19 protein-coding genes are annotated in these 17,871 nt (G+C 66.3%); 8 read left to right on the forward strand and 11 right to left on the reverse strand.

The genetic code is table 11. The annotated features are described in order from the left end of the window. Nucleotides 1–44 precede the first annotated feature (44 nt). Nucleotides 45–566 carry a flavin reductase family protein gene (locus AC07VS_RS23840; protein ID WP_492349523.1) on the reverse strand — a complete coding sequence of 174 codons (522 nt, stop codon included), beginning with the start codon at nucleotides 564–566 and terminating at the stop codon, nucleotides 45–47. Nucleotides 567–702: 136 nt separating this feature from the next. Here AC07VS_RS23840 and AC07VS_RS23845 point away from each other — a divergent pair, with 136 nt between their 5' ends. Continuing rightward, nucleotides 703–1,479: an alpha/beta fold hydrolase gene (locus AC07VS_RS23845; protein ID WP_492349524.1), complete on the forward strand. Its 777-nt coding sequence runs from the start codon at nucleotides 703–705 to the stop codon at nucleotides 1,477–1,479. Nucleotides 1,480–1,493: 14 nt separating this feature from the next. Continuing rightward, the gene (locus AC07VS_RS23850; RefSeq protein ID WP_494752211.1) at nucleotides 1,494–2,534 is read left to right on the forward strand and encodes a M14 family zinc carboxypeptidase; all 1,041 of its coding nucleotides are present in this window, start codon (nucleotides 1,494–1,496) and stop codon (nucleotides 2,532–2,534) included. Between the two features lie 9 nt (nucleotides 2,535–2,543). Here AC07VS_RS23850 and AC07VS_RS23855 read toward each other — a convergent pair whose 3' ends face one another. Beyond that, nucleotides 2,544–3,347 (reverse strand): phosphatase PAP2 family protein, encoded by an 804-nt coding sequence (locus AC07VS_RS23855; protein WP_494655905.1) that lies wholly within the window; start codon nucleotides 3,345–3,347, stop codon nucleotides 2,544–2,546. A gap of 68 nt (nucleotides 3,348–3,415) precedes the next feature. Here AC07VS_RS23855 and AC07VS_RS23860 point away from each other — a divergent pair, with 68 nt between their 5' ends. Then, nucleotides 3,416–4,180, forward strand: coding sequence for a YdcF family protein (locus AC07VS_RS23860; protein ID WP_494752212.1), 765 nt, complete (start codon nucleotides 3,416–3,418; stop codon nucleotides 4,178–4,180). 8 nt (nucleotides 4,181–4,188) lie between these two features. Here the strand turns inward: AC07VS_RS23860 and AC07VS_RS23865 are convergent, their stop codons facing one another. Both AC07VS_RS23865 and AC07VS_RS23870 read right to left on the reverse strand, forming a co-directional pair. Continuing rightward, nucleotides 4,189–4,746 carry a flavodoxin family protein gene (locus tag AC07VS_RS23865; protein ID WP_494752213.1) on the reverse strand — a complete coding sequence of 186 codons (558 nt, stop codon included), beginning with the start codon at nucleotides 4,744–4,746 and terminating at the stop codon, nucleotides 4,189–4,191. A gap of 59 nt (nucleotides 4,747–4,805) precedes the next feature. Beyond that, nucleotides 4,806–6,161, reverse strand: coding sequence for a D-amino acid dehydrogenase (locus AC07VS_RS23870; protein WP_494752214.1), 1,356 nt, complete (start codon nucleotides 6,159–6,161; stop codon nucleotides 4,806–4,808). A 114-nt stretch (nucleotides 6,162–6,275) separates the two neighbouring features. Here AC07VS_RS23870 and AC07VS_RS23875 point away from each other — a divergent pair, with 114 nt between their 5' ends. Beyond that, complete coding sequence (locus tag AC07VS_RS23875) at nucleotides 6,276–7,184, forward strand: LysR family transcriptional regulator ArgP (RefSeq protein ID WP_494655909.1); 909 nt, start codon at nucleotides 6,276–6,278, stop codon at nucleotides 7,182–7,184. A 108-nt stretch (nucleotides 7,185–7,292) separates the two neighbouring features. Further along, nucleotides 7,293–7,928 carry a TetR/AcrR family transcriptional regulator gene (locus tag AC07VS_RS23880; protein ID WP_027474933.1) on the forward strand — a complete coding sequence of 212 codons (636 nt, stop codon included), beginning with the start codon at nucleotides 7,293–7,295 and terminating at the stop codon, nucleotides 7,926–7,928. 58 nt (nucleotides 7,929–7,986) lie between these two features. On the opposite strand, the gene AC07VS_RS23885 is transcribed toward AC07VS_RS23880, so the two are convergent. Further along, nucleotides 7,987–8,409 carry a universal stress protein gene (locus AC07VS_RS23885; protein WP_492349531.1) on the reverse strand — a complete coding sequence of 141 codons (423 nt, stop codon included), beginning with the start codon at nucleotides 8,407–8,409 and terminating at the stop codon, nucleotides 7,987–7,989. 63 nt (nucleotides 8,410–8,472) lie between these two features. Continuing rightward, complete coding sequence (locus AC07VS_RS23890; protein WP_492349532.1) at nucleotides 8,473–9,315, reverse strand: metallophosphoesterase; 843 nt, start codon at nucleotides 9,313–9,315, stop codon at nucleotides 8,473–8,475. A 144-nt stretch (nucleotides 9,316–9,459) separates the two neighbouring features. Here AC07VS_RS23890 and AC07VS_RS23895 point away from each other — a divergent pair, with 144 nt between their 5' ends. Then, a complete protein-coding gene (locus tag AC07VS_RS23895; RefSeq protein ID WP_492349533.1) occupies nucleotides 9,460–9,666 on the forward strand; it encodes a hypothetical protein in 207 nt (68 codons plus the stop codon). Nucleotides 9,667–9,696: 30 nt separating this feature from the next. Here AC07VS_RS23895 and AC07VS_RS23900 read toward each other — a convergent pair whose 3' ends face one another. Both AC07VS_RS23900 and AC07VS_RS23905 read right to left on the reverse strand, forming a co-directional pair. Further along, a complete protein-coding gene (locus tag AC07VS_RS23900; RefSeq protein WP_492349534.1) occupies nucleotides 9,697–10,701 on the reverse strand; it encodes a Bug family tripartite tricarboxylate transporter substrate binding protein in 1,005 nt (334 codons plus the stop codon). Nucleotides 10,702–10,781: 80 nt separating this feature from the next. Continuing rightward, nucleotides 10,782–11,741 (reverse strand): LysR family transcriptional regulator, encoded by a 960-nt coding sequence (locus AC07VS_RS23905; RefSeq protein ID WP_492349535.1) that lies wholly within the window; start codon nucleotides 11,739–11,741, stop codon nucleotides 10,782–10,784. A 129-nt stretch (nucleotides 11,742–11,870) separates the two neighbouring features. Here AC07VS_RS23905 and AC07VS_RS23910 point away from each other — a divergent pair, with 129 nt between their 5' ends. Next, nucleotides 11,871–12,311, forward strand: coding sequence for a hypothetical protein (locus AC07VS_RS23910; RefSeq protein WP_494655911.1), 441 nt, complete (start codon nucleotides 11,871–11,873; stop codon nucleotides 12,309–12,311). 179 nt (nucleotides 12,312–12,490) lie between these two features. Here AC07VS_RS23910 and AC07VS_RS23915 read toward each other — a convergent pair whose 3' ends face one another. The 3 genes from AC07VS_RS23915 to AC07VS_RS23925 form a co-directional block, all read right to left on the reverse strand. Next, entirely contained in the window at nucleotides 12,491–14,359 is a 1,869-nt protein-coding gene (locus tag AC07VS_RS23915) for a phosphoenolpyruvate carboxykinase (GTP) (protein WP_492349537.1), read from the reverse strand. 375 nt (nucleotides 14,360–14,734) lie between these two features. Continuing rightward, nucleotides 14,735–14,878 (reverse strand): hypothetical protein, encoded by a 144-nt coding sequence (locus AC07VS_RS23920; protein ID WP_492349538.1) that lies wholly within the window; start codon nucleotides 14,876–14,878, stop codon nucleotides 14,735–14,737. A gap of 61 nt (nucleotides 14,879–14,939) precedes the next feature. After that, nucleotides 14,940–16,148, reverse strand: coding sequence for a threonine ammonia-lyase (locus AC07VS_RS23925; RefSeq protein ID WP_492349539.1), 1,209 nt, complete (start codon nucleotides 16,146–16,148; stop codon nucleotides 14,940–14,942). A 178-nt stretch (nucleotides 16,149–16,326) separates the two neighbouring features. Here AC07VS_RS23925 and AC07VS_RS23930 point away from each other — a divergent pair, with 178 nt between their 5' ends. Next, on the forward strand, nucleotides 16,327–17,865 hold the full coding sequence (locus AC07VS_RS23930; protein ID WP_494752215.1) for a methyl-accepting chemotaxis protein: 1,539 nt from the start codon (nucleotides 16,327–16,329) through the stop codon (nucleotides 17,863–17,865). Nucleotides 17,866–17,871: the final 6 nt, after the last annotated feature.

The raw sequence follows: 17,871 nt of genomic DNA on the forward strand, positions 1-17,871 counted from the left end.
GGGGGCAGGGAGCGACACGAAGTGCGCGACCGTGGGGGCCACATTCACAGAGGATGTTCTGTGTAGAACTTCCCACCGTGGTAGAGCAACGGTGACGCGCCATCGCGGTGGGCGCACTGCTCGACCTCGCCCACAAAGATCACGTGGTCGCCCTCTTCGTAGCGGCTGCGGTTGAAGCATTCAAAGGTGGCAGCGGCCCCGGCCAGCAGCGGCGCACCCCCCACGCCCTCTGAATAGGCCACGCCGGCCCACCGATCGACCGTCTTCGAGGCGAAGCGCTCGGCCAGATCCTTCTGGTCGGCGGCCAGCACATTGATCGCATAGTGTGACCCGGTGGCAAACACGCCCATCGAGGCCGCCGCGCGCGCCAGACTCCACAGCACCAGCGGCGGATCCAGGGAAACCGAGTTGAACGAATTGGCTGTCAGGCCCACCAGCACCCCGTCGGCGGCGCGTGCGGTCACGATGGTCACGCCGGTGGCGAACATGCCCAGCGAGTTGCGGAACTCGCGGGTTGAGAAACTGGGCGCACGGGCTTGCGCTGGGGCAGATGTGAGGGCGGTCACAGGCGATCAATGGGGTATGGATGGGCTATTATGGGCCGTCAGCCTTTTGCCTGCCGCCGCCTGGTCCGATGACCGTGCTGGCAGTCAGCCCGGGCTTCTGTGTTCCGCGTCCCACCTCCGTCCTGCCCGATCCAACATGAACGCTCTCCCCGCCTTCACCACCTTGGGCGCCGGCCCGACCGTTCTCATGCTGCACGATGTGCTGGGCGGGCACCTCACCTTTGCGCCGCAGGTGGAAAGCCTGGCCGCTGCCGGCTACCGCGCCGTGGCCTGGGACATGCCGGGCTATGGCCGCAGCACCCCCATCGATCCTTGTTCCTTCAAGGGGCTGGCCCAAAGCTGCATCGACCTGATCGAGGCCCTCAAGGCGGGCAGCGTGGTGCTGATCGGTCAAGGGGTGGGCGCCATGGTGGCCCAGGAAGTGGTGGCGCGCCGCCCCGAACTGGTCAACCGTCTGATTCTGTGCGCCTCGCTGGCCCGGGGGTTTGATGCCTCCGGCGGCACCGAGGGCGAGCCGCTGCCCGAGTTGGAGGTCAGTCACAACCTGGCTCAATGGGCCGAGTTCAACCTTCCCCGGCTGGTCGGGCCCGGTGCCCTCCCGGAAGGCGTGCTGCTGGCCAGCCATGCCATGGCCCAGATCAACCCCTCGGCCTACCGCCGCATCAGCGCAGAAGCCACGTATTTCAATCGCCAGGAGGATCTGGAGCGCATCCATGTGCCCACCTTGCTGGTGGCGGGCGAGTTCGATCGCGTGGCGCCGCCTGAGCTCATGAAGCCGATGGCCGACCGCATCGGCCGCAGTTGCACCCTGGCCGTGCTGCGCGGGGCCGGCCACATGCCGCAGCTGGAGGCCCCTGAAGACTTCGACACCACCTTGCTGGGCTTTTTGGCCTTGCCGCGTCTGTTGCATTGAGTTGAGCGGATCGGATGTTCGAGGTGAGTGAGCGCGAGTTGCCAGGCGCAGGTGCCGCAGGGCCGGGGGGGCGCCGTGTTCGTCCTCGGGCTGGCCAGGCGGCTGTGGCGCGGCTGTGCTGGGGGCTGTTGGGGGCCAGCTTGCTGATGGGGGCCTGGCCCGGCCTGCTCACGCAGGCTCTGGCGGCACCTCAGGCGGGGGGGCATGTTTCGGCCCATGCCAAGCCTCAGCCCCCCCATGCCCCAGCGGGCAAGGCCGCGCCGGCTGCCAACCTGGCCGAGCCCTGCAAGCAATGGGTGCCCCGTCTGCCCGGGCTCACGGCGGCCCAGTGTTCGGCGCTCAAGCTGCAGCCTTCGGGCACCCGTTCGGTGCAGGGGCGTGAGCTGTGGATGGGCGACGTCGGGGCGCACAACTCGCGCGTCAAGGTGCTGGTGCTCGGGGCCATCCACGGCGACGAGCTTTCTGCCAGCACGGTGGCCCTGCAGTGGATGGGCCTGGCCCAGGACAACGGGGCTGAAGCCCTATGGCGCTTTGTGCCCATGCTCAACCCCGATGGGGTGATGGTGCAACCGGCCCGGCGTGTCAACGCCCACGGCGTCGACCTGAACCGCAACTTTCCGACCCCCGGCTGGGCGCAGGAGGCTCCCCGCTATTGGGCCCAGCGCACCCGCAAAGACCCACGCCGCTGGCCCGGCAACAAGCCGCTGTCCGAACCGGAGAGCCGTTTTGTGCACGAGCAGATGAGCGCCTTCACGCCCGATCTGATCGTCAGCATCCACGCGCCTTACGGCGTGCTCGACTTTGATGGCCCCACCGATCCGCCACGCCGACTGGGCCGCCTGATGCTCGACCCGGTGGGCGTGTTCCCGGGCTCGCTGGGCTATTACGGCGGCATGCACAAGGGGGTGCCGGTGGTCACCATCGAGTTGCCCAATGCGCAACGGGCCCCCTTGCAGGCCGAAACCCGCCAGATGTGGCTGGACCTGCAACGCTGGATGGGCGAACACCTGCCTGCCAGGACGGCCAGCGCGGCGCAGCCCTTGCGCGCTCCTTGAGCCGTGGCCTCAGCGGTCCAGGGACTGCCGTCGGCGCAGCCAGTCCGCCAGGCTCAGGCACAGCAACAGCCCCACAGAACCACTGGCCAGTCCGGCCATCACATCGCTGGCGTAATGCACTTGCAACAGCACGCGGCTGACCGGCGCCGTCAGCACCAGCGCCCCACAGCCCAACAGAACGGGCAGGTGCCAGCGCCTGGGGCTGTGCTGCAGCAGCAGCCAGGCCAGCAGGCCGTAGGTGACGAGCACGCCGGAGGCATGGCCGCTGGGAAAGCTGTACCCGGTCTCCACCACCACGCTGTGCAGATGGGGTGGGCGAACCCTGGCAAAGCCCTGCTTAAGGCTCCAGTTCAGCAAGGTGTTGCCCAGCACCCCCAGCAGCCAGATGCCGGCCTGAAGCCGCTCGCGCCGCCGCCACAGGAACAGCGTCACCGCGATCGTCAGCACGGTCACGGGTGCCGGGTTGCCCAGCCAGGTGGGCAGGGCAAAGGCCTGCAAGGTGAACCGGTCCATCTGCTGACCCAGGGCCTGCGCCAGCGCACTGTCAAAGCGGGTCAGGGGCTGACCCGGGCCGATCTGGCTGGCCAAGCCGGCGAAGACCGCCAGGGCGGGCAGCGCCCAGATCAGGCGCCGCCAGGGCGACGGGCGCGCATGGGCCGGGGTGGCCGGGGTGGCCGCCTGGGTCAGCGAGTGCATCCGCAGGCACACGGCAGCGCTCAAGGTCAGCAGCAGCAAGGCCCACAGCGTGAGCAGGTGAGGGGCCAGCCACAAGGCGAAGGCTTCAGGGCTGGAGAACGTCGGTGAAGCAAGCATGGATCCTGGGCTGCAGCGAGCCCGCATGAAAACCCGGAACAATACCCTTTTTAGCTGTCGCCCTGATCGTGGACTCTTTGTTGTTTCTGTTCCTCAAGAAAGGCCTGACGGCCCTGCTGATGCCGCCCATCTGCCTGGTGTTGTTGGCCGCACTGGGCCTGGTCTTGGGGCGGCGCCGGCCGCGCCTGGGGCGCTGGGTCACCGGACTGGCTCTGCTGGTCCTCAGTGCCCTGTCGTGGCCGCCGGTGGCCGATGCCTTGGTGGGCAGTCTTGAAAGCCACCCACCCCTGTCGGCGCAGGCGCTGAAGCAGGCCCAGGCCATTGTGGTTCTGGGCGGCGGCATCTACCCTCAGGCGCCGGAATACGGTGGCGAGGACAGCGTGGCCCGCCCTACCTTGCAGCGCCTTCAGTACGCCGCCGCCTTGCAGCGGCGAAGCCAATTGCCCGTTCTGGTGACGGGGGGCGCGCCTGAAGGGGGGCGGCCCGAAGGAGAGGTGATGCAGCAGGTGCTGGCGCAGCAGTTTGGGGTGCCGGTGCGTTGGGTTGAATCAGCCTCGCTGGACACGGCGGGCAACGCCGCCCTGTCCGCCCCCTTGCTGCGTGCCGCCGGGGTGCAGCGCGTGGCCTTGGTCAGCCAGGCCTGGCATCTGTCGCGCGCCGTGGCCTTGTTCGAGGCGCAGGGCTTCACCGTGCTGCCGGCGCCCACCGGCTTTCGCACCCGGCCTGGCAGCGCTTGGAAATGGTATTTGCCCAGCGCCGAGGCCTTGCTGGCCAGCCAGATCGCCCTGCACGAGTGGCTGGGGCGGCTGGTGTTGGCGCCTGCCCGCGCCTGAGGCCCGCCTCAGAGGAGAAAGGTGGCCGCCTGGGCCACGGCGGCTGTATCGGCCTGCACAGCGCCCGGTGCGCCCCCTTTGCCCCACAGTTCGCCGCCCCAGTTCATGGCCAGGAACTGCGCGCACAGGCGCAGCGAGTCGAACATGGGCTGGGCCTTGGCCCGGTCGCCGCTGGTGCTGATCACGCGCAGGGTTTTGCCCGCCATCTGCTCCTTGAAGCCCAGGCCCGGCACGCGCAGCCAGCCGCTCCAATGGTCCAGGTAGATTTTCAGCGGGGCCGGAATGCTGAACCAGTACACCGGGCTGACAAACACGATGTCGGTGGCGGCCAGCGTGGCGTCCAACAGGGTTTTCAGGTCCCCGGCGGGGGCCGGGTACTGACCCACGGTGTGGCGCAGGTCCACAAATGGGGGCAGATCCAGGTGAGCCAGGGACAGCCAGGTCTGGGCGGTGTCGGGCGGCAGGGCGGCGGCGGCCTGCCGGGCCAGCCATTCGCTGTTGCCCGGGTGGCCGGGCTCGCGGCTGGAGGTGGTGAGGAACAGGGTGTGGCGTTGCGAGGTGCTCATGGGCCCGGATGATAGAGCGTCACCGGGCCCATGCCTGATCCCTGTGGCCTGCGCCTAGCTCAGGCCAGGGCGGGCTTGGGTGCACGCGGCGTGGCCGAACCCAGAAAGCCGAAGCGGTCGGCAATGCGGGGCACCTCGCCGTTGATCAGCTCGGCCAGGGCCTTGCCCGAGCCGGCGCCATGGGTCCAGCCCAGGGTGCCGTGGCCGGCATTCACCCACAGGCCCGGGATCCGGGTCTGGCCAATGAAGGGGATGTTGGTCGGCGTGGCGGGGCGCAGGCCGCACCAGAAATTGGGCTGACCGCCTTCGTGCTCCAGGCGGGTGTCGCACACGCCGGGCATCACCATTTCGATGCGGCGCGCCAACATCTCGCAGCGGGCGCGGGCGATCGGACCGTTCAAGTCCAGGTCGTAGCCGCCCACCTCAATGGTGCCGGCCACGCGCAGTTCGTCGCCCAGGCGGCTCATGGCCACCTTGAGTTCGTCATCGATGGCCGAGACCCAAGGGGCTGCCTCGGGCTTGAGGATCTTGAAGGTGGCGCTGTAGCCCTTGCCCGGGTAGATGGGCAGGCGCACGCCGACCTGGCGCAGCATCGGTGCCGTGTACGAGCCGGTCGCCACCACGATGGCGTCGGCCTTCAGCTCGCGGGCCGGGCCACTGGCACGAGCCTGTTCGTCCACCGGGGTCACGCGCACGGCGCGGGCCCGGTTGTTCGCCACGTCCAGCTGTTGCACGGCGTGGCCGTACATGAATTCCACGCCACGCTGTTCGCACAGGCGGGCCAGGCCCTGGGTGAACAGGCGCGCGTCCCCGCTCTCGTCGGTGTCGGTGAAGGTGCCGCCCACGATGCGGTGGGCAAAGGGCTTGAAGGCGGGCTCGATCTTGAGCAGTTCGTCGCGGCTGACCACACGGCGCGACACGCCATGGCGGCGCATCAGTTCGGCGGCCGCCCCAGCGGTGTCGAACGAGGCTGTGTCGGTGTAGTAATGCGCGATGCCGCGCTCCAGCCGGTGGTATTCGATGCCGGTGGCGTTCACGATGTCCTTCAGCGCGGCGTGGCTGTAGGCACCCAGGGCCACCAACTGGCTGACGTTGCGCTCGAAGGCGGCGTCGTTGCACTGGCTCAGGAAGCGCAGACCCCACAGCCACTGTTGCAGGCCTTCGCCCACCGGCCACTGCGGGCGGAACAGCAGCGGTGCATCGGGCTTGGTCATCCACTTCAGCACCTTCAGCGGTGCCTCGGCGTTGGCCCAGGGCTCGCAGTAGCTGACCGAGATCTGGCCCGCGTTGGCGAATGTGGTCTCCAGCGACGCCGCCGGCTGGCGCTCGATGACCGTGACTTCGTGACCCCGCTCTCGCAAATGCCAGGCGGTGCTGATGCCGATGATGCCGGCGCCGAGGACGATGATTTTCATGCGTTGCAGTGTGCGACAGGCGGTAGCTGCTTGAAAAGCAAAATTAAACTCTTGGCAGTTTCATCAGTCTTGCTAATATTCAGTCCTGCCCTGACATCACCTTGCCCCGGACCCATGAACACCTTTGATCCCCACGCCCTTGAATGCCTGGCGGCCATCGTCGAAGAGGGCGGTTTCGAGCGCGCCGCCCAGCGCCTGAGCATCACCCAATCGGCGGTATCGCAGCGCCTGCGCGCCCTGGAGGCCCAGGCCGGCACGGTGCTGATCGTGCGCAGCCGTCCGCTCAAGGCCACGCCCGCCGGGCAACTGCTGCTCAAGCACACCAAGCAGATGCGCCTGCTGCGCGTCGACCTGGACCGCGACCTGCGTGAGCTGACCCCGGGCGGCAGCAAGCGCGCCCGGGAAGACGAGCGCATTTCGATCGCCATCAATGCCGACAGCATCGCCAGCTGGGCTTTGCCGGCACTCGATGGCCTGGTGTGCCAAGGCCTGCCGCTTGAAATCATCACCGACGACCAGGATTTCACCGATGAGTGGCTGCGTTCGGGCCAGGTGCTGGGCTGTGTCACCACCCTCAAGCAGGCCTTGCGCGGTTGCAAGGTGGTGCCCCTTGGCGCCATGCGCTATGTGGCCGTGGCGGCGCCCGAACTGGCGCAACAGCGGCTGCCCGAGGGCTTGTCGCCGCACAATTTCCGGGACATTCCCTTTGTGGCCTTCAACCGCAAGGACGACATGCAGACCGAGTTCGTCAGCCAGTGTTTCGGGCTCAAGCGCGTCACCTTGAGCCAACTCTTCGTGCCCAGCTCTGAGGGCCAGTTGCGGGCCGTGCTGGCGGGCTGGGGGGCCAGCGTGGTGCCCGAGTTGCTGGCGCGTGAGCCCCTGGCGCAGGGGCGGCTGGTCAATCTGGTGCCGGCGCACAGCCTGAGCATCCAGCTGTACTGGCATTGCTGGAACCTCGAATCCGAGGTGCTGGACGCGCTCAGCTCGGCCCTCACGTCGGCCGCTGCACAGGCCTTGGTGTGAGTTGGGTGGCCGCTCGTTGAGGCGTGCGACCCTGTTTGTACCTGCCGTCGACACAGGCTTTTTAGGCCGTCCAGTCGTGATTCAGCCGGCTTTGTTTAAAATCGAACCGTGAACACCACCACCCCCGCCCGCGTTTCCTTCAAAGCCCAGATGCACCAGGTGCGCGAAGAGGCCATTGTGCAGACCGTCATTCGCCTGTTGGGCGAAAAGGGTTATGACGCCATGACGGTCGACGAAGTCGCCGCCGCGGTGGGCATTGCCAAGGCCAGCCTGTACAAGCATTTTCCTGGCAAAGAGCAACTGGCGGCTGCCGCCATGGTGCATGTGATCAAGCGGGCGCAGGATTTTTTGCAGATCGTGCCGCCGGAGATTTCCCCGGTCGACAAGCTCAAGTCGGTGGTGGGTTGGGCCATGTCCTTGCAACTGGCCGATGAAATGCCCTCGCTGCCCAGCCGCAACTCCACGTTGCGTCAGGTCTTGATGGGCAATGCTGAATACATGAACGGGCTGATCACCCTCAGCGACCAGCTGGGTGCCTGGATCACCGAAGCCCAGGCCCAGAGCCTGATCAACCCCACCTTGCCGCCCCTGGTGGTGCTTTACACCCTGTACGCCCGCGCCTGCGACCCGGTGGTCAGCTTCTTGCGCCAGGGTTCGCAGTACAGCAATGCCCAGATCGTCGATCTGGTGTTGCGCACCTGTTTCGAAGGGCTGGCCACGCCACCCGAGATCCGCACGGCGTGAGGCTCGGGCCACCTCCGCGTCAAGGTGGCAGGCCTGCATTGGCCTGCCACAAACTGCATCAACGCACCAGCAGCACCGGCACCTTGCAATGCGCCAGCACCTGGGTCGAGACCGAGCCCATCACCAGGTTGCCCAGCGAACTGTGACCATGTGAGCCCATCACCACCAGATCGAACTTGCCCGTTTCGGCCACCTTGGCAATCACCTCGCCGGCCACGCCCACCTTGCTGATCTGCTGAGGCACGATCCCGTGGCGACCCAGAAACTTGCTCACCGGGTTCAGCACCTTGGCCGCTTCATCGGCGTAGTACTCGTCGACAATCGGCTTGCCCAGCGCGGCGCGAGCGCGCGGCGGCAGGGCCGCTTGCACGGTCAGGGCGGTGTATTCCACCGAACCCGAGATCAAGGCCTCATGGGTGCTCAGGTAGGCCAGCATCTTCTTGGTATAGGCGCTGCCGTCAACGGCGAGAAGAATCTTCATGCAATGTGCTCCTTGTTGATGTTTCCAGCATAGCGCTCGGCGATGGCCCGAAATTGATCGACATCAAGCCGGCCGTGAATGCGCCGGCCGCGGTACTTCCACACAATGCTGATGCTGAAAGTGGAGTTGCTCGTTCTTGCGAGCATAGCCCAGCGGGTTGGCCACCACCCGGCAACCCTGGCTGACATAGTCGCTGGGGGCATGCAGGTGACCGTGCAACCACAGGTTGGCGTGCGGCAGCAGCTCGTCCAGCGCGTTGCAGAAGCCCGCCGTGCCTGGGGTGAGCCCATAGCGCGGATCGGCGCTCAACAGACTGGGGGCGAAATGGGTGACCACCACCGTGGGGCCCTCATGCGGGGTGTGCAGGGCGTCGCGCAGCCACTGCTGGCAAAGCAGCGCCTGTTCGCGCACGCCTTCAGCCAGCCAGGGGGCCCCCAAGCGGGTGCCGCCGGTTTTGCGCAGGTAGAAATTGGCTGCCCGGAACGCCTTGTCGCGCATCTGCAGCGCCCGGGTCGTGGGGGCCTGTGCCTGAATCGCCAGCGCGTCAAAGTCGCTCCACAAGGTGGTGCCAACAAAACGCACGCCTTGCAGCACCAGGCTTTCGCGCTCCAGCCAGTGCAGACCCAGGCGCTCGCAGCATTCGCGCAGACGGGCGTGGGCCTGGTCGAAGTCCTGCTGGTCGTATTCGTGGTTGCCGGGCACAAAGATCACCGGCACCGGCCAATGGCCGCCCGCGCTGCGTGGCGCAAACCGTGCCAGACCGAAGTCGTCGTCGCTGAGCAGGCTGCCGCTCTGGTAGGAGCCGATGTCGCCCGCCAGCACCAGCACATCGGCCTCGGGATGGGGCAGAGGAGTGAATTGGGGGTGCACTTCCAGGTGCAGATCGGACAACAGCTGTACTTTCATGGTGCCTGCATTGTCGCGGCAGCGCAGCCATGCCGGGTGCGCTCAGGCCTCATGCCAAAGCTGCATGGACTGGGGCTGTTAAAAATACGGGTTAACCCTTACTCTAGAGACCTGTTCATCACGCGCTCACAAGGCGCCTCTTTCATGTCTCCGTTTCTTGCCCTGATCGCCCGCAGCCTGACCCTGGCCACCCGGGTGGATCCCCTGGTGCCCGCCCGCCGTGCCGACCGTGGCAGTGCCGCCATTGCCAACACGCTGCTCGAATCCGCAGACGCCCGTGCCGGCCACGACCCGCGCCAGGCCCATGAACTGCGCGAGGCCGCCCACGCCTACCTGCGCGTGCTGCGCTGATCGACGCCGCCCAGGCGTTCTTTCCGGGCTTCAAAGGCGCGCACCGGCGGCCTTCACCACCGGGGCCAGTACCCCGACCTGGTCTTTCACGTAGGCGGCAAACGTGGCGGGTGTCCCGGGGTTCACCGTCACGCCCAATTCCAGCATCTTGCGTTTCACCTCGGGCAGCATCAGCACCTCGTTGCATGCGCTGTTGAGCCGTGTCACCACCTCGGCTGGCAGGTTGGCCGGCCCGCTCAGGCCGAAGAAATTGTCCAGCACCAGCTTGCGATAGCCGAACTCGACCACGCTGGGGACTTCCGGGACCAGGGGCGAGCGGTTGGCTGAAGTCACCGCCAGGGGCACCAGTTGCCCACTCTTGAAATAGGGCACATAAGCGGTCAGCACGTCGATGCCGATCGGGATCACGCCCGAGATCAGGTCGGTGGTCATGGGGGCCCCGCCGCGGTAGGGCACGTGCACCAGGTTCACGCCCATGGCCTTGCGCATCAACTCGCCGTAGATGTGGCCGATCGACGCCGGCCCACCCGAGCCAAAATCCAGTCGCCCGCTCTTGCGGGCCACCGATTCCAGATCGGCGATGGTGCGGATCGGGGCCGCCGTGTTGGCCATCAGCACGCACGGTGCCGTACCGATCATGGCGATGTGGGTGAAGCCCTGCACGGGGTCATAGGGCTGCTTGTCCAGGGCGAAAGGCCCGATCGAGATGGGGGTCGAGTTCGACAGCATCAGCGTGTAGCCATCGGGGGCGGCCTGTTGCACCACCTGCCCGCCCACGCTGCCGCCAGCGCCTGGGCGGTTGTCCACCACCACCGCCTGGCCCAGCTTGCGGGCCAACTGCTCGGCCACCACACGGGCCACGATGTCGCTGGCCCCGCCGGCCGGAAACGTCACCACGATGCGGATCGGCTTGTCAGGCCAGGAGGCCCAGGCGGGCAGGCTCAAGGCGCTGGCCCCGAGTGCGGTGGCAAAGCGGCGGCGAGTCACCGCGTACTGGTGCGTGCGGGGGGTGGGCTGGGTGCGGGTATCCGTCATGGCGTCTCCTGTCAGGGCCTGGCCAAGCCCCAAGCAAGTTCGATGCCTCACCCTGCCCATCTGCGGGCCTGTGCCGTGCCTCAGGCGGCCCCGGGGTTGCGCTGGGCCGCACGCGCAATGGCTTGCCGCAGCCAGTCGTGTCCGGGGCCGTTGTGCAGCCGTTTGTGCCATAGCGCATCCACGTGCACCGTGGGCACTTTCAAGGGCAGTTCGCGCCAGACCAGGCGGTCAGCAATGCCGGTGACGTTGATGAAGTGCCTCGGCAGCACCGTCAGCAAGTTGGAGTTGGCCACCACCCGCCCTGCCGTGAAGAACTGGTTGACCGTGAGCACGATGCGACGTTCGCGCCCCACAGCGGTGAGGGCTTCGTCGATGAAGCCATAAGGTCGACCCGAAAAACTGACCAGCAGGTGACGTGCGGCGCAGTAGCGGTTGAGGGTGAGCGGGCCGCTGGCCAGGGGATGATCGCGCCGCATCACGCACACGTATTCGCCGTCGTACAGGCGCTGGTTGGCATAGGCCACCGCTTCGCCCGCCTGGCTGCGCGCCGTGAGGTCGGCGAGCACGGCCGGGAAGTAGCCAATGGCCATGTCCACCGACTCCTCGTCCAGCAGCCGGCGCGGGTCACGGGTGGACAAGGGGACGACCCGGATCGACACCCCTGGCGCCTCTTCTTCGATGATGTCCACCAGGCCCGGGATCAGCGAGGCTGCCGTGGCGTCGGCCATGGTCAGCACAAAGGTGGTGTTGGCCTCGGCCGGGTCAAAGTTTTCGGGCACCAGGGCCGATTGCAGGCGCTGCAGCGCCTCGCGCACGGTGGGCCACAAGGCCAGCGCCATCGGGGTGGGCTCGACACCGGCCCCGTGGCGCCGCACCAGTTCGTCGCCCAGGCTGTCCCGCAGGCGCCGCAGCGCGTTGCTGACGGCCGGCTGGGTCAGGGCCAGCTTGTGGGCGGCGCGGGTCAGGCTGCGCTCGGCCATCACCTCGTCAAAGACGCGCAGCAGATTGAGGTCAAGGTTTCTGAATCGGCCCTGGTGCATGGGGTTTCCTTGAAACATCATCAATGTGAATGATCATCATCAGTAATATAAATTTGAACAAGTTTAGGGTTAACCCTAGTATTGAGCCCATAACTCGGGCAACTGTCCCGACAGCGAAAGGAATACACCATGACCAGCTTTGTTCACGCCCCCCATTCTTTCCACCACGCCGGTGTGGCCCGTGCCGAGAAGGCCGCCGAAACCCTGCGTGATGCATCGCGCCAGTTCGACGGCCCACGTGGCACGGCGACGCTGCTGCTGGCCGCCGTGGTGGCCGCTCTGGTGGTCGCTGCCAATCAGGTGATCGACACCTGGTCGGACGGCCACCTGCTGGCCGCCTGGATCGGTCTGTGGACCGTGGCTTTTGCCGCCCTGGCCTTGCTGGCCACCCCGATCCGCCGCGCCTCGGTGGGTCTGCGCGCCGGTCTGGCCTCGTGGAGCCGTGCCCGTCGCGAAGCTGCGGAAGACCGCAAGCTGTGGAGCCTGGCCCTGACGGATGCTCGCGTGATGGCCGACATCAGCCGTGCCATGAGCCGTGACGCAGCCCGCGACGTGCGCGGCTACTTCTGAGGCTGGGCCGGGCCTGCGCCCGGTGAACCGCTGAGATAGAACAGGCTTCAAGCCGTGTCCCGCAAGGGCCACGGCTTTTTTCTTGTCTGGCCCACCGGCTGAACAAAAAAAAGCCGCCGGCCCTGGCGGGGCGGCGGCGGTGTCCAACCCACTCAGGGTCGGTGCGCGGTGGGCCTGAATCAGGCGGCCAGGCGCTTTTCGAGTTCGGCCTTGGTGTCCACCAGGGCTTGGGGCAGGTGGTAGGCCAACTGCTCGAAGTGGGTGGCGTGCAGCTTGAGTTCGTCAGTCCAGGCGGCGCGGTCGATGCTGGTCACAGTGTTGAACTGGGCTTCGGAGAAGTCCAGGCCGTTCCAGTTGATTTCAGCATAGGTCGGGGCCACGCCGAACATGGTGTCGGTGCCCTGGGCCTGGCCTTCGATGCGGTCGATCATCCACTTCAGCACGCGCATGTTCTCGCCATAGCCGGGCCAGACGAATTTGCCGTCTTCGCCCTTGCGGAACCAGTTGGTGGTGAAGATCTTGGGCTGCTTGCCACCGGCGGCGGTGATCTTGTCACCGGTGTTGAGCCAGTGCTGGAAGTAGTCGCTCATGTTGTAGCCGCAGAAGGGCAGCATGGCGAAGGGGTCGCGGCGCACCACGCCTTGCTGGCCGAAGGCCGCAGCGGTGGTTTCCGAGCCCATGGTCGAGGCCATGTACACGCCCTCGGTCCAGTTGCGGGCTTCGGTCACCAGCGGCACGGTGGTCGAGCGGCGGCCACCAAAGATGAAGGCATCGATGGTCACGCCGGCCGGATCATCCCAGGCGCTGTCCAGCGCCGGGTTGTTGGTGGCAGCCACGGTGAAACGGGCGTTCGGGTGAGCGGCCTTGGCGCCGGTTTCCTTGGCGATGGCGGGCGTCCAGTCCTTGCCTTGCCAGTCGATCAGGTGGGCCGGGGTGCTGCCGCTGTCCTTTTCCATGCCTTCCCACCACACATCGCCGTCATCGGTCAGGGCCACGTTGGTGAAGATCACGTCCTTGTCCAGGCTGGCCATGCAATTGGGGTTGGTCAGCGTGTTGGTGCCGGGGGCCACGCCGAAGTAACCGGCTTCGGGGTTGATGGCGCGCAGCGAGCCATCGGCCTGCGGCTTGATCCAGGCGATGTCGTCACCGATGGTGGTGACTTTCCAGCCGACGAACGCTGCCGGGGGCACCAGCATCGAGAAGTTGGTCTTGCCGCAGGCGCTGGGGAAAGCGGCTGCCACGTGGTACTTTTTGCCTTGCGGGTTGGTCACGCCCAGGATCAGCATGTGCTCGGCCAGCCAGCCTTGCTCGCGGCCCATGTTGGAGGCGATGCGCAGGGCCAGGCACTTCTTGCCCAGCAGCGCGTTGCCGCCGTAGCCCGAACCGTAGGACCAGATTTCGCGGGTTTCCGGGTAGTGGACGATGTACTTGACGGTGGGGTTGCAAGGCCAGCTGGTCTTGTCGGTCTCGCCGGCGGCCAGGGGGGCGCCCACGGTGTGCAGGCAGGGCACGAACTCGCCATCCACACCCAGCACGTCGTACACGGCCTTGCCCATGCGGGTCATCAGCTTCTGGTTCACGGCCACGTAGGCGCTGTCGGTCAGTTCAACACCGATGTGGGCGATGTTGGAGCCCAGCGGGCCCATGCTGAAGGGCACCACATACATGGTGCGGCCAGCCATGCACCCGTCAAACAGCGGCTGCAGCAGGGCGCGCATTTCGGCCGGGGCCTTCCAATTGTTGGTCGGGCCGGCGTCTTCCTTCTTGTCGGAGCAGATGAACGTGCGGTCTTCCACGCGGGCCACGTCGCTCGGATCGGAGCAGGCCAGGAAGCTGTTGGGGCGCTTGGCGGCGTTGAGCTTCTTGAAGGTGCCGGCATCCACCAGTTGCTGGCACAGGCGTTGGTACTCTTCGTCACTTCCGTCGCACCACACCACGCTGGCAGGCTTGCACAGGGCCACCATGTCAGCCACCCAGGCGATCAGCTTGGCGTTTTTGACGTACGAAGGGGTGTTGAGGGTCAGGCCCTGCATCACGGGTGAGTTCATCGGAGGCTCCTAAGTTGAAAAGTCGTCTTTTCAAAAGAGCTCGATGGGCCTGATGGGCTTTCCGCGTAGGGCGATGAGCATTCGCGGGAGCCTGATCTGCCGATGGACCCCCTGGGCGCCACGGAACCTTTTGAGAAAACGGCTTGACTGCTCAGTCGGCGGGCGGGTCTCGGGGTGAACGGACAGGACTTCCGGGCACCGCGGGTCGGCTGGGATGACGATTTTATGAAGCCAGCCGCGGAAAGTCTCGCAGTTACTTTGAAAGTTCATGCAAAAATTGCATGAGGTTATGTGTGGTTTTTTGAGGCCGGGTGGTGGTTCAGGCCACAAAAAACCGCCTCGATGGGCGGTTTTTTATGCAGCGCGGGAGGGGCTTCAAGCCATGGTCACCGCAATGAAAGCCAGCAGGAAAATCAGCAGACCGCCCACAATGGGCAGCACGAAGGGGATCAGGGGAACAATCGCTTCGACCGGATCCTGGGGCGCGTCGGTGGAGGCTGCGGCGTGGTGGTTGGACATGTGTCTCCTCGTGGGTGGGTTTGTGCCTTGCATTCTACCCAGGCCGGGATGGGGCGTCTTGTCAGTGATGACCCTGCAGGACGGCTTCCAGTCCGGCGTCGTGCAAATGGTCCAGCAGGGCATCGATGTGGTCCGGGCCGCGGGTCTGCACCACCAGTTCGATCTCGACGTTCTGTGCCGCCAGGCTGGTGAAGGCGCGCTGGTGGTGAACCTCTTCGATGTTGGCCCCCAATTCGGCCACGATGGCCGTGATGCGTGCCAGCATGCCGGGCACATCGCGCGCGCTCACGCGGATGCGGGCCAGGCGACCCGAGCGCACCAGTCCGCGTTCAATGATGGCGGCCAGCAGCAACGGGTCGATGTTGCCGCCGCACAGCACCAGGCCCACCTTGCGGCCGCGGTAGCGTTCAGGTTGTTTCAGGATGGCCGCCAGGCTGGCGGCACCGGCACCTTCGACCAGCGTCTTCTCGATTTCCAGCAGCATGACCAGCGCCTGCTCGATGTCGCCCTCGTCCACCAGCACCAGGTCGTCGATGCGCTCGGCCAGCACGGCGCGGGTGAGCAGGCCGGGGGTGCCCACGGCGATGCCCTCGGCAATCGTGCTGCTGCCCTGCGGATGGTGGGTGCCGCGCAGGGCATTCACCATGGCTGGAAAGCGTGAGGTCTGCACCCCGACCAGCTCGATCTGGGGGCGCAGCGCGCGCGCCACCGTGGCCACGCCGGCCATCAGCCCACCCCCGCCCACGGCGATCACCAGAGCGTCCAGGTCGGGCACCACGCGCAGCATTTCGAGTGCCACGGTGCCCTGGCCGGCCATGATGGCTTCATCGTCATAGGGATGCACAAAAGTGAGCTGCTGCGCCTCGGCCAGGGCCTGGGCATGCTGGCGGGCCTCGTCCAGAGTGTCCCCGTGCAGCACCACCTCGGCGCCGAAGCCCCGTGTGCGTTCCACCTTCACCCCCGGGGTGAAGCGCGGCATCACGATCACGGCGCGCAGCCCCAGGCGCTGCGCATGGTAGGCCACGCCCTGGGCGTGGTTGCCGGCGCTCATGGCGATCACACCCCGCTGGCGCTGCTCATCGCTGAGCTGGGCCAGTTTGTTGCAGGCGCCGCGTTCCTTGAAAGAGGCCGTGAACTGCAGGTTCTCGAACTTCAGGAAGATCTGGGCTCCGGTCAGTTGTGACAGGGTGCGCGACTCGACGAAAGGGGTGTCCAGAACGTGGGGGCTCACCCGGGCGGCGGCTTGTTGGATGTCCTGCAGTGTCAACATGGGGGTGTCCTGAAATGATAAATCTGAATCACTTGTGAGATCTGATGAGGCGATCATGACTTTTGTCAAGCTTTTTGGGCGAGGTTCACGATCCAATCAGACGCTAGCATGTTTCGTTCGTCGGGCTTCCGACTATTTCATGAAGATCAACTTACCGATCACCCCAAACGAAGTTGTCATGTCTGACGGCGCGGTACTGGTGTCCACCACGGATACCCAGGGGCGCATCACCCATTGCAACCGGGCCTTTGTGCAGATCAGCGGCTTTTCCTACGACGAGCTGCTGGGGCAGCCGCACAACCTGGTGCGGCACCCGGACATGCCGCCCGAGGCGTATGCCGACATGTGGTCCACGATCGGTCGGGGGCGTCCCTGGTCGGGCATCGTCAAGAACCGCTGCAAAAACGGTGATTTCTATTGGGTGCAGGCCAATGTCTCGCCGGTGATGGAGGGCGGAAAGCCGGCCGGCTACATGTCGGTGCGGCTCAAGCCCACGCGTGAACAGGTGCGCGAGGCCGAGCAACTGTACCGGGCCATGGCCGAGGAAAAGGCCAGCGGGCGGCGCTCGTTCCGCCTGCATGCCGGCGGTATCCGTGGCGTGGGGTGGCGCGACTGGCCCAAGCGCCGTTACCGACTGACCCTGTCGCAGCGCACCGGCCTGGCTGCCGCAGCGGCCCTGGCCCTGGCTGTGTGGGGTGGCTCGGCCGTGGCCGATGGCCTCGCGGGCCTTGGGTTGCCGCTGCTGTTCTGGCAAGGCCTTGGCGCGGCACTGGGTTGGGGGGGCTTTCAGGCCTGGTTCCTGCACAGCACGGCCAAGCCGCTGGCCGAGGCTGCGGATGTGGCCGGCAATCTGGCGGCCTGCAACCTGGACGGCATGCTTGATTACGACCCGACCAATCCGATTGGCCAGATCAAGCGCCAGTTGTGGCTGGTGAACCTGAACATGCGCGCCATCGTGACCGATGTGCGCGCCGAGGTGGACGAGATGGTGTCCGAGGCGCGCACCATCCGCGACGGCACGCTGGATCTGTCGGCCCGCAGCGAGCAGCAAGCCCAGGCCGTGGCCGAAACGGTGGCCTCGGTCACCGAGATGACCGCCTCGCTGAGCGAGACCTCCTCCACCGTGAGCGAGCTGGCCCAGCTCAGTGCCGATGCCCATCGGCACGCCGATGCCGGCAGCCATGCGACGGGTGAGGTGTCGAGTTCGATGGAACGCATCCGTGGCTCGTCCAAGCGCATCACCGACATCATCGAGTTGATGGAGCAATTGGCCTTTCAGACCAATTTGCTGGCCCTCAATGCGGCGGTCGAGGCGGCCCATGCCGGTGACCAGGGGCGGGGCTTTGCGGTGGTGGCGGCCGAGGTGCGGGCGCTGGCTCGCCGCAGCACCGACGCAGCGACCCAGATCCGCAGTCTGATCGATGCCTCGGTGTCGGATGTGGATACCGGCGGGCTCCGGGTCGAGGAGGCTGCCCGCACCATCCAAGGCGTGGTGGGTTCGGTTCAGCGTGTCAGCGGCATGCTGCAGTCCATTGAGACGGCGGCGCGCGAGCAGTTGCACGGCGTGACGCAGATCGACCAGGCCATGCAGCTGATCGACGACGTGACCCATCGCAATGCCGAGCTGGCCAGTGCCTCGGCGGTGTCGAGCGAGACCCTGGAGCGCCGCGCCGACACGCTTCAGCGGGCCGTGCGCATCTTCCGGGTCAATACCTGATTTGGC

This window comes from Curvibacter sp. GW821-FHT01G03 (genome assembly GCF_059422285.1).